We start from the raw sequence: 11,065 nt of genomic DNA on the forward strand, positions 1-11,065 counted from the left end.
TTGGAGATGATCTCCGAGGGCGCGGACTGATCGCTGCCGCCGACCCGGTGGCCGACGACGCGTTCACCGGTGTCGAAGACGTGCTGGGCATCAGCACCGCATGCTGGCTGACCGGCCGCTCCCGGGCCACCCACTACCGCCGGCTGCGGCCCCCACCAGAGCGAAAGCCCAGGAGACCACAGGTCCAGCCCTCGGCTCTCACCCCCGAGGAACGGGCGGCGGTACTGGAGCTGATGAACAGCGCCGAGCACGCCGAACTTCCTCCCGCGCAGATCTGGGCCCGCGAGCTGGATGCCGGGCGCTACCACTGCTCCGTCTCCACGATGTACCGGATCCTGCGCGAGAAGGGACAGACGGGCGAGCGACGCCGCCAGGCCACCCACCCGGCGAAGTCGGTGCCCGAACTGGTCGCCACCGGGCCCTCGCAGGTATTCACCTGGGACATCACCAAGGCGGCCGGACCGGTCAAGGGCGTCTGGTACCACGCCTACGTCATCATCGACATCTTCAGCCGCTACATCGTCGGCCACACCGTCGAGGCCGCCGAATCATCGGCGCGGGCCCAGGAGTTGATCCGGGAGACCATCCTGCGCAACGGCATCGTGCCCGAGACCGTGCACGCCGACCGCGGCACCTCGATGACCTCCAAGAAGGTCTCGCAGCTGCTGATCGACCTCGGCGTCACCCGGTCACACTCGCGGCCGAAGACCTCCAACGACAACCCCTACAGCGAGGCCCACTTCAAGACCACGAAGTACATGTCCGACTGCCCCGAACGCTTCGACTCGCTGGCCCACGCCCGCGAGTGGTTCGACGCGTTCATCGCGTACTACAACCACGAGCACCGGCATTCGGGCATCGGCTGGCACACGCCCGCCAGCGTGCACTTCGGCACCGCCGAAGAGGTCCGCGACCAGCGGGCCATCACCCTCGCCGACGCATACTCCCGCCACCCCGAACGCTTCGGCCGCCGCCCCCGACCACCCGAGATACCCCAGACCGCCTGGATCAACGACCCGGCCAAGCGCAGGGAACCCGCACCACAAACCTCATAGCCTCACGACCGTCTCACTGGACTTGAAATCTTCCGGTCCGGCGCCGCTGGTGGCGAGCGTCCACCCCAGCGGAGACTCGCCTTCGCGGATAGCGAGGTGCGGCGGCTGCTCCGGAAGACAGCTGATGAAGCTGTGGGGGCTTCGCGGCTTGAGGTCCGGGGTTGGTCGTCGGACGATCCCAGGATGGCTACGCGCAGAGCAGTAGTCGGTTGCCCACTGCAGCATGCAAGCGAGGGGAGCCCTTGTCTGCCTCGCTTTTCTCCGAGGAAGGGAAAGAGGCTGACAAGGGCTCCGGTTTAGCGGCTACGCGTCTTTGAGAAGGCCTGCGGCAACCTGCTGGAGGATGGCCGCAAGTGAGGTGCGAGCCTCGGTGGTGAGGTTTCCGCTCATGTCTGCGATGACGGCGTCGATCCCGCTGCTGCGCTTGAAGTAGCGGAGGATGAAGGCACTGCGCTGCTGGGCGTCGAGCCGGTCGAACGCAGCGTTCATAAGGGCTTCGCCGTCCTGCCACGGCAAGGCGATGGCCTCGCCCGGAGAGGTCGTGGTCGTCCGCGGCTCCGGCACCGCGACGACAGGGACTTCCGCCACGGCAGCCGCCACTCCCCCGCTGGATGCCTTCGGCTGTGCACCGGGGTTCAAAACCGGGTTTTGAACCGGTGGACTCGCCGTGGTGGTCTGGCGCTTCCGGGGAGCCTTCGGTTCCTGCGCCTTGCGGATCTCTTCTGCCGCGATGGCCCTCTGTTGTTCCGGGTCTTGGATCTTCGCGATCCTCTCGGCGGTCTTCACCTTGAGCTGCTTGGTGTCGACGGCGTCTCGGAGCTCGGGGTCAAGGTCGAGGAGGGACAAGCGGTTGGAGACGTACATCTGCGACTTGCCGATGCGCTCTGCGACTTTCTCCTGCGATCCGTGACGCTCGAGCATCCGCTGCAGGAACACTGCTTCCTTGTAGGGAGGGATGTTCTTGCGGTGGATGTTTTCGATGATGACGGCCTCGTCGACCTTGTCATCGTCCTGGTTGCCGAGGCGGTCGCGGACCCTGATCTCGAACTTGGTCCAGCCGAGCTGTTTGGCAGCGTGGAAGCGTCGGTTGCCGAGGACAACTACCCACTGCGCGTCACCGAGCTGCGGCCCGTGTTCCGGCTTGACGGCCAGGAACGCCTCGCGGGACATGGCGACGGCCGGCTGTAGCTGGCCGACTGCCTTCATCGAGTCCTTGAGTTCACGGAAGGCAGCATCTTCGTCCGTGTAGTCGGCCTCGGTACGAGGGTTCTCGGGGTTGCCGGTGATCGTGTGCATGTGGACGGTGGTGGGCGGTACGTCCGGCTTGGTGTCGTCCGTGGCGGCGGTGCGTTTGCTTCCGGGCTTGCCAGGACCGTCGAGCAGGTCTGCCCAGGGCTTCGTCGCCGCCATTAGCGCGTCCCCTTCTTGCCTGCGCCGAGCTCGAGGGCGAGCTGGTAGAAGTCTTCGCGGGCTTCCATAGCTACACGGTTCTTCTTGTACTGGGTGACGACGGTGCCTTCGAGTGCTGCTCGGGTGTGGACCTTGTAGTGGCGCACGACCGTGTTCGCCAGGTTCCACTGCTGGGCCCGGATGAAGTCCTTGGTCTGCTCAAGGTCGGCTTCGCCGTCGCGGGGATCCCAGTTGTTGATGACTACGAGGTAGGGGATGCCGAGCGGCTTCACCACTTCCTCAATGGTGTCGCGGGTCGGCATGAAGCCGAGCGGTTCGGGCTCGACGGGGACGATGATGTCGTCGGCGTTGGCCAGCACTGCGCGCATGGCGTCGGCGGCGGTGCTCTGGCCGAAGGGGTCGCCGGCCTCTTGCTTCTCGTCCTCGGGAAGGTCCATCCACCCGGGGGTGTCGATGAACGCGTGCTTGACCTTGCGGGACTTCTTCAGCTGGGCGAAGAGCTCCAAGTCGTCCCGGGAGGTGATCTGCTCGAAGGAGAAGGGCAGCTCGCTACCGACGCGTTCCGACCACCAGGTGGTGGATCCCTGCGGGTCTGCTGAAACTGCGGCAACGTAGTGCGGGGCGCCTTCGGGGGACTCGCCCAGCACGTGAGCTGTGATGGCGGCCGTGTTCACGGTGAGCGTCGACTTCCCGACGCCACCCTTCCGATTGATCAGCGCGGTGATCCGAGCCATGGATGTACTCCTGATGCTCCGTATGCTTCCCAGCCACACGGCTGGTACTAGCGGACCGGGACAGGATGCCACGTATCGCGTTGCCGAGGTGTCGGGGCGTGCCGCTTCAGAACCCGGTCTTTGAGAACTCACAGTCCTCCCCCCGTCTTCCGTATCGGCTCGACCTTCAAAACCGGGTTTTGAAAGGGCCCTGCCTTCGCGCTACTCACGTAGCTCCAACGCGCCCTGCAGCAGGTGGCGCAGGCCTTGGATCGTGTGTGCCACACGCGCGACCATGGCTCTCACAGTCACGCTCGATGGCTGTGCCTGAAGCAGCTCGGTCAGGTCTCGGGTCTGCTCCTCGATATCGAGGAGCAGGGAGGCCAGGTGCGCCAGCAGAGGGGGCGACACTCCGGTGCCCAAAGTCGAAACTCCGGTGCGCAACAGGGCCGCCTGTTCGCGTAATTGCAAGTTCTTCTGATGCAAGTCAACGAAGACGGTCACCTTGGCGCACAGCACCCAGGGATCGTGTGGCCACACCACATAGTCCACAGCACCAGCTGCGTAGCCTCGGAAGGTGTCGTGGGGATTCATCCCGAACCTGCTGACGAGGATGATCGGGGTGTCGCGAGTCTGTGCGCGTCGTTTGATGTGAGCCGTAGTCTCTTTACCATCCATTCCTGACATTTGGGTCGCCAGTAGGACGAGGGCGAATTCACCCTCATGAAGAGCATTAAGCGCTTCCTCTCCCGATGCGGCGCGGACGAGTGTCTGATCGAGTGGAGACAGGGCGGCCTCGAGTGCCACCAAATTCTCCGGCTGGTCGTCGACCAGAAGGATCTTGCTCTTCATCGCTGATAGGGAGGACGGCGGGGGAGAGCTGGCTTCCATTCCCTGTTTAGCGGGCGTCTGAGGCCGTGCCTGTTCACCTAGTGCCGGAGGGCTTGGGGGGTCTAGGACCGGGTTAGGCCGGTCGGCGGGCGGGGTCTCAGTACGCGGGGCAACACCGAGGTGTTGCAGTAGCCGCTCCTCCAGTTGGGCAAAAGAACGTTCGGATGCGCCAACGACGGCGGGGCCTCCCGGGTGCGCCGCCCACGCAGTGAAGCTCGATGAGTGCCGGACAGACGCTGCCAGGCGATGGGTAATCAGTCGCGTGGTACGCAGCAGCTCGTGGGCGGGGAGCGCGCCGAGCAGGATACGCCTTACGTCGTCGGAGAAGTCGAAGAACTCCGGCTTCGGCAATCGTCCAGTGCTGTCCGTACCGGTGTTGTACATGAGGCCGCCGAGGAAGACCTCCACGAGGTGCCCGGCGTCCGTCGGGTGGCCGAGGGCCTCCTGCACCATGCGCATGACGGGTGGAGTAATGGGCGCCACGGCAGCGAGGTGGGCAGCAAGCCGATATGCCTCCGGACTGGCTGCTCCGCGGAAGCGCAGGACGGCTTCGGCATCCGAACCCTGCCGGGTGTCAGCTGACCAAGGCTGAGTGACGGTCCGCCCGATGTCCCACAACGGCAGTACAGCGGTCGCGCTCGGTGAGGCGACCAACCGAGCCCAGTCACCGACAGCGGCCAAGCTGGGTTCGAGTACCGGGATAGGCACAGAGTCAAAGCTCACCAAATCCGCTGGCAGTCTCGGATCGGTGACGTGCCAGGCGGTGGTGGGCCCGCCCCTGCGGACACTGGTGACGTGCCATGCCCGTGTGTCGATTGCCGAGTTCGCCCAGAGCCGGACGGGAAGCGCCTGCAGAATTGCGGTGGGTTGCCGTCGGGCCCATATCGCCACCGCTTCGCTCATCCGGCCATCCCACCAGGCGTCGCCAACGCCGTCACTGACTACAAGGACGAGAGTGCCGCCGGTGGGATCGCAGAGTGCGGTAGGCGGAAGGTAAGGCCCTCGTCGCCGATAGGGATAGGAGCTGATTAGCGGAGCTCGAGAGCCTCGAGTGTTCAGTCCGAGCACACGGACATCGCGGAAGGCTCCAGCCCTTTCCATCAGTGTGCGAATCTCAGAAGCCAGCCCCTTCCACAGCGACATAGACACGCCGTCGTCGATCAACAGAGTCAGGGAGAGCCAGCGGCTACGGGCGGGACCCGTCATTGCATCAGGCAAACCCGTCTCGGCCATAGCGTCCACCGTCCGTGCCACGTCCAGCTCCTGACGCCGCTCATCGGGGACCCGCTGCCGCAGAGGCCGTAACGCCTTGCCCAGCGTGAGATGGCGGCTGTGCAGAACTTGTGCTCCTGGGGTACGTAGAGCATGTGCCCGATGCGAGTTCAGCTCTGGAGCGCCGCGCCCCTTCCCCTGCGGAGCCGCGTGCAAGGAATACATGAGAGGTATGGCAGCGTCCTGCGGTGGGTGTGTGCCCGGTTGCGCAGGTTCGGCCGTGCCGGCGGCCTGGTGCTCACCCTGATGAGTGGCCTGAGGTGATGAAGCAGCCGAGGCGGGACGTCGCGCCACCGGACGCACCTCGGTCGGCAGGTTCCTTGCCAGCCACAAAATATCAAGGAGTTCCTCATCGGCGAGGTCGACGCCACACCTGTCCAGGATCTCTCTCAGACGTCCAAGCATGCCCTCATACCGCCCCACCAAGCTGGTGCAGGACGGCGTCGAGCAGTCGGCCCGCTTCCAGATCGATGCCGCCCTTACGCAAGAAGACGGCGTTAAGCAGCTGATCTGTCGCGAGTTCTCCGGGCGCGCGGCGGCCGAGGAACTCCTCCAGCAGATCGTCGATGTCGTGGAGCGCCTCTTGGCCGAGGTGTGCGGCGACGATGTTCCGCAACCGTTCTTCATCAGGCTCGGGCAAGTCGAGGCGGACGCATCGCCGGAGGAAGGCGGGAGGGAACTCGCGTTCCCCGTTGCTGGTGATGATCACAACCGGGAACTCACGGCAGCGAACGCGGCCGCGGATCACTGGGGCTGGCGCATTTGGATCGTCGGTCCTGACGTAAACCGTGGAGTTCTCCTCTGGGAGGCGGCTTAGTTCCGGGATCTCAAACTCCCCCTCCTCGAATACGGTGAGCAGGTCGTTGGGCAAGTCGACATCCCCCTTATCAAGCTCGTCCACGAGGAGGACCCTGGGGCGATCCTGGGCCAGCAGAGCGTTACCCAGGGACCCCAGCCGGACGTACTGGCCGATGCCCGGTTCTACTCCGTCGGCGTCCTGGCGAAGGTTTGCTTCCCGTAGTCGGCCGATCGCGTCGTAGTGGTACAGAGCTTCCTGCAGGGTGGAGCGGCTGTTGACCGGCCAGTGCAGGACGCGACCGAGGGCCAGCTCGTGAGCGATCGCATGGGCCAGGGAGGATTTTCCAGTGCCGGGGTGTCCCGTTACCAGCAAAGGCCGACGCAAGTGAAGAGCAGCGTTGACAATGTCCGCGTCATCGGGGCCGATTAGGTACGGGTGGGGGCGGGCAGTCCGTGAGACTTCAGAGTGCTTCGAGTGAAGACGGCGCCATGGCGGGGCTGGCGGGAAGGAGACTGCGCGGGGCGTTCCATCACCCCGGAATAGCCGCCAGCCTCCGTCGTCGGACAGGGTGTCGGGGCCGACAGCAGGTTCTGCGGCGGTCATGATGCTTGGGCTCCTTCTGGAGGGTCTTGCAGTGTCAATGTCTCGGGCCGCAGCGGCCTGCCGTGTTCCTCCCAGATGAGGGCAGGGCGCGCGGGAAGCGTCTCCGGCTCGTCGAACGCGGTCCCGCGGAAGTCGCGGACTCGAGCGGGTAGATCGGCGAGCGGACCAGCGGGATCCAACTGCTGCAGAACTGCCGCGTCTGCGGGACGATCGGCCTGCCGGTCCCAGAGGATGACCGGTACGCCGAGCGCAAGGCACAGTTCGAGCAGTGAATTGCGCTGTTCCGGGGAACCCTGCAGCACGACCTGTGTGGCGTCACGGTAAGTCGTCTGCAACAGGCGCCTAAGCCGTGGCCGCGTGACACGTTCGTCGTTGATAACCAAGGGAGCCGAGTGTCCGCTCTCCCAACGTCGCCGGTGCTCTCGTTCTCTGCCGCGCACCAGATCGCTCATCTCCGGGCAGCTCAGCGTGATGCAGAACTCGGCACCAATCGGCTGGTCGGGCACGAACTCATTGGGTGCCCCAGGGTTCCACTCGTCGATGGGTAGATGGAGACTGTCGCGGGCCACTAGAACCGTTGCATGGGGCACAACGGTGGAGTTGAGCTCGTCAGCGACAACTTCAACAGCATCGCGGACCCGCCTGGCCACCTCCTCGGGCGTCCTAGGCGCGGTCACTGTTTCGTGAAGGGTGGTGTGAGTCCCGTCAGCGCGAGCGAGCAGAATGCGGCAGTAGTAGCTCTCGCGCGGCTCGTTCCGCGCGCGGGAGACTTCGGCGACGACCCGGGATAGAGGGGGCGACTGTCGGGCGGCCCAGCGGCTCGCGTCGGTGCGGCGCTCAGCCAGCGCAGCCGGGTGGATGCCCGTCCGTGCAGCCACCTGATCGGACCATCTGCGCATCTCCGCGCCTGCTTCCCTTCCCAAGGCCGCAGCCACGCATTCGGCAAGGCGGAGCAGGGCCGGCACGGGCGGCGTACCGTCGGGTACGCGCTCGCTGTCAGAGACGGACTCCAGGTACTCAACGACGTGCACGAGGTCGTCTGCACGAAGTTGCGTACGGTTCAGTGAGTCAGGCAGCCAGGTGTAGCGGAGGGCTTCGCGGGCGGCGCGAGGTATCAGCGTGGGCTGCTCCTTGCAAATACCGCGGAATAAGTCCATCAGGTGCTCGCACTCGTCCATAGAGAGGAGCTGGCACAGCCCGCATGCACGCGCCCGGGACAGGACGTCGGTTAGACGGGCGCGCTCTACCTCTGTGGGCAGAGCCGAGGCCAGTGTGCTGCTCAGGGAGGGCAGGGCGCGGGGATGGGCCACCACGAGTGCCGCGAGATCAGGAATGGTCGGTTCGTAGCGTTCAGCGGTGGTGTAACCGAGCCTCCGTGCAAGGGCACGAGCATGGTCCGTGAAGTTCAAGCGGCCGCTAAGCACCGACCATAGAAGACGCTCGGCCTCCTGCTCGGCCGGGCTACGTTCCTCTGCAGGTCTCGCTGTGGGGAGGGCGGCTCCAATCTCGGTCAGGCCAGGTGGGCCGTCGCCGTACTGACGCAGGAGTGCCTCAAACTCGTTGTCCCGAACAAAGGAGTGTGCTGGTAGAGCCCGAAGACGGCGGTTGCCATAGGACTGCTCATCGCAAATAACCACTCCCACCAGACGGCCCTCACAGAACACCGAGGTTCCCGACGCGCCTCCCCATGCCTTACGGTCGTCCTCGCGAGGGTCGGGTGCAAGCTCTTGGTCGAGCACGTAAAGGCCGGCCCCCCCTGAGGACAGCGGAGGCAGGACCCCTCGGAGGTGTTCGGCATCACGACCGTGTTCTGCAGAGGCCAGCGGAAAGCCCAGCCCTTCGTATGACAGTGGAGCTGTTCCGGTGGGGTGACCCCACCGAACCGCCCCCGGTACGTCGATTTCGTCGTGTGTGAGCAGGAGCGCGACGTCCAAATTCTCTGGGTGGGTCCAGATCAGCTCCGCTCCGGTACGTAGCGTCTCACCGCGGCCTGGGTGCCCTACCGTGACCTGGATTTTCGCCAAGTAGGCGTCGCTCTCGGCGTCCCGTAGAACATGTCTGGCGGTAAGCACCAAGCGGGGTGCAACGAGATAGCCTGAACCGACCCTGTGGTGCATCCGCGGGATCCCGCTTCGGATCAGCGCCAGTCTGTGCGGGTCCATCAATCCTCGTCCCAGGACCCGGTTTCGGTGTCGCTGATCTCGGGGCTAGAACCGCTGCGGGCTCGGTCCCGGACCGAAAGTTTCAGTGTCAGTCTGTGAGTCCGGACGGTGGAGAGCTCGGCGCCCGCACCGACAGTCGCCACACCGAAGCTGAGCTTGCCATCACCTTTGCCGCTTTCGCGCAGCTCCAACTGCAGCTCAAGTTCCGCCTCCTCGATGCCGAATGTGAATTGCTGGTCTACTCCCAGTGCCTGAGCCCGATAGAGCTCCTGCCGCAATTCCTCGATAGCCGCGGTAAGACCAATTCCCGCCATCTGCCCCCCATCCGCACTGTGCCTTCGAGGTAGTCTGCCAAGGTTCGGGGCTGGGCACCGGGCTTCCGAGGAATGAGTGACTCTGTCGGGAATCTTGAGGACGGGCAGCAAACGATCGTGGTGCTGCGCCAGGCTCGGTGGATCGTGCCGTCCGCGTTCTTCAGGAGCCCGTATTGTCCCTCCAGCCCTCTTCCGGAGCCAAGATCCCGCCGCTGACCGTGCGTGTCGCCCGGGCCAGCAACCCCCGGGGCACCACCGCGATGTGGATCCGTGACCGCCTCGACGGTCTGTGGAGCGATGAGGACTTCGCCGCCTGGTACCCGCGTGATGGCCGGCCCGGGCTCTCACCCGCGCAGCTGGCCACCGTCTGCGTGCTGCAGTACGCGATGAATCTCTCCGACCGCCAGGCCGCTGAGGCGGTGCGCTGCCGGATCGACTTCAAGTACGCCCTCGGGCTGGAGCTGGAGGACCCAGGCTTCCATCACAGTGTCCTGTCCGACTTCCGTGACCGACTGGCCGAAGGCGACCGTGCCGACCGGCTGCTGGGCCTGGCGCTCACCCGGATCCGGCGGGCCGGCCTACTCAAGGGGCGCGTCACGCAGCGCACCGACTCCACCCACGTCCTGTCCGCTGCCCGGGAGTTGACCCGTCTGGAGCTGGTGACCGAGGCGGTCCGCGCCGCGCTGGAGGAGGTGGCCCGCCAGGCGCCGGAGCTGCTGGATGACCTGGTCACGGCCGAGTGGGCGACGCGCTACGGGCGGCCGGTGCGCTTATGCTCCCAGCCCAGTCACCCCGTTGCCCGCCTCGAGCAGGCGGGCAACGACGCCCGCGAACTGCTGCACCATCTCGACACACACTTCCCCGGCGGCACCGTTTTGCCGCAGGCGAAGGTGCTCCGGGCGATTCTGGTGCAGCACTTCCTGGTGGACGCCAAGGGCCGGTTCCGGCCGCGCACGAAGCGCGACGGCCAGCCGCCCTCCCGAGTCCGGATCACCTCCCCGTACGAGACCGAGGCCCGCTGCACCATGCGCGGCGACACTCGCTGGAACGGCTACCTCGTACACGTGACCGAGACCTGCGATGACAAGCACGTCAACCTGATCACCGACGTGGCCACTGTCGTCTCCAGCGCGGACAGCCAAGCACTGCCCGGCATCCACGCCCGTCTCAGGAGGTTGCGTCTGCTGCCGGGGAAGCACCTGGTCGACGGCGGCTACACCTCCGTGGCCGGCATGGACTCCGCCGCCCGCCTCCACCGCGTCGACCTGATCGGACCGCTCGCGCCCAACACCAGCCCGCAACACCGAGCCCGGGACGGCTTCGGCAGGGACAACTTCATCATCGACTTCGACCGACGCGAGGTCACCTGCCCCAACGGACAGGTCAGCGGCAACTGGCAGGACCTCCCCGTGGCAGCGCCGACCAAGGTCACCGTCCGGTTCGACGCCCGCCAGTGCGGCCGCTGCCCCGAACAGGCTAAATGCACCCCAGGCCCCTTCCGCAGCCTCTACTTTCCCGCCCGCCACCTGCACGAACTCCAGGCCAAGAACCGCGCCGACCAGCAGGACACGGACTGGCGCCGGCTCTACGCGCGGCGCTCGGGGGCCGAGGGCACCATCGAGGAATTCGCGGACGGCCACCACGGCCGCCGGTGCCGCTACCGCGGACGGGCCAAGACCCACGTCCAACACATCCTGACCGCACTCGCGATCAACGTCGAGCGACTCAGCCTTCAGGAACCCGCCAACAGCCCCTACCGTCCCCGCCCTCCCACCGCGTTCCAGCAGTACCTCGACGCACGCGACCTGCCCCGACCCCTGTGGTGGCGGCAGGGAAAGTGACCCCC

The 11,065-nt window shown here is 65.8% G+C and carries 8 protein-coding genes and 1 pseudogene; 2 read left to right on the forward strand and 7 right to left on the reverse strand.

Going from position 1 to position 11,065, the window contains the following annotated elements:
• On the forward strand, positions 1-1,055 hold a 1,055-nt coding region (locus B9S58_RS29880; protein ID WP_258045132.1), incomplete at its 5' end, for a DDE-type integrase/transposase/recombinase.
• Positions 1,056-1,358: 303 nt separating this feature from the next.
• On the opposite strand, the gene B9S58_RS29885 is transcribed toward B9S58_RS29880, so the two are convergent.
• The 7 genes and pseudogenes from B9S58_RS29885 to B9S58_RS29915 all read right to left on the reverse strand — a co-directional run bounded on the left by B9S58_RS29885 (position 1,359) and on the right by B9S58_RS29915 (position 9,219).
• Positions 1,359-2,465, reverse strand: a complete 1,107-nt coding sequence (locus tag B9S58_RS29885) for a ParB/RepB/Spo0J family partition protein (RefSeq protein WP_103535075.1) — start codon at positions 2,463-2,465, stop codon at positions 1,359-1,361.
• Entirely contained in the window at positions 2,465-3,199 is a 735-nt protein-coding gene (locus B9S58_RS29890; protein WP_030634006.1) for a ParA family protein, read from the reverse strand. The genes B9S58_RS29885 and B9S58_RS29890 overlap by 1 nt, the downstream gene beginning before the upstream one ends.
• A 201-nt stretch (positions 3,200-3,400) precedes the next feature.
• Entirely contained in the window at positions 3,401-4,030 is a 630-nt protein-coding gene (locus B9S58_RS29895; protein WP_103535076.1) for a response regulator, read from the reverse strand.
• A gap of 282 nt (positions 4,031-4,312) precedes the next feature.
• Positions 4,313-5,746, reverse strand: a pseudogene (locus tag B9S58_RS40065) (SAV_2336 N-terminal domain-related protein); the annotation flags it as partial.
• 4 nt (positions 5,747-5,750) lie between these two features.
• Positions 5,751-6,743 (reverse strand): MoxR family ATPase, encoded by a 993-nt coding sequence (locus B9S58_RS29905; protein WP_103535078.1) that lies wholly within the window; start codon positions 6,741-6,743, stop codon positions 5,751-5,753.
• On the reverse strand, positions 6,740-7,921 hold the full coding sequence (locus B9S58_RS29910) for a hypothetical protein (RefSeq protein WP_146063582.1): 1,182 nt from the start codon (positions 7,919-7,921) through the stop codon (positions 6,740-6,742). The genes B9S58_RS29905 and B9S58_RS29910 overlap by 4 nt, the downstream gene beginning before the upstream one ends.
• A gap of 983 nt (positions 7,922-8,904) precedes the next feature.
• Entirely contained in the window at positions 8,905-9,219 is a 315-nt protein-coding gene (locus tag B9S58_RS29915; RefSeq protein ID WP_103535080.1) for a trypco2 family protein, read from the reverse strand.
• A 173-nt stretch (positions 9,220-9,392) separates the two neighbouring features.
• Here B9S58_RS29915 and B9S58_RS29920 point away from each other — a divergent pair, with 173 nt between their 5' ends.
• Positions 9,393-11,060, forward strand: a complete 1,668-nt coding sequence (locus B9S58_RS29920; protein WP_181009235.1) for an IS1182 family transposase — start codon at positions 9,393-9,395, stop codon at positions 11,058-11,060.
• Positions 11,061-11,065 lie beyond the last annotated feature (5 nt).

The sequence above is a fragment of the Streptomyces sp. SM11 genome (assembly GCF_002910905.1).
Lineage (GTDB): Bacteria > Actinomycetota > Actinomycetes > Streptomycetales > Streptomycetaceae > Streptomyces.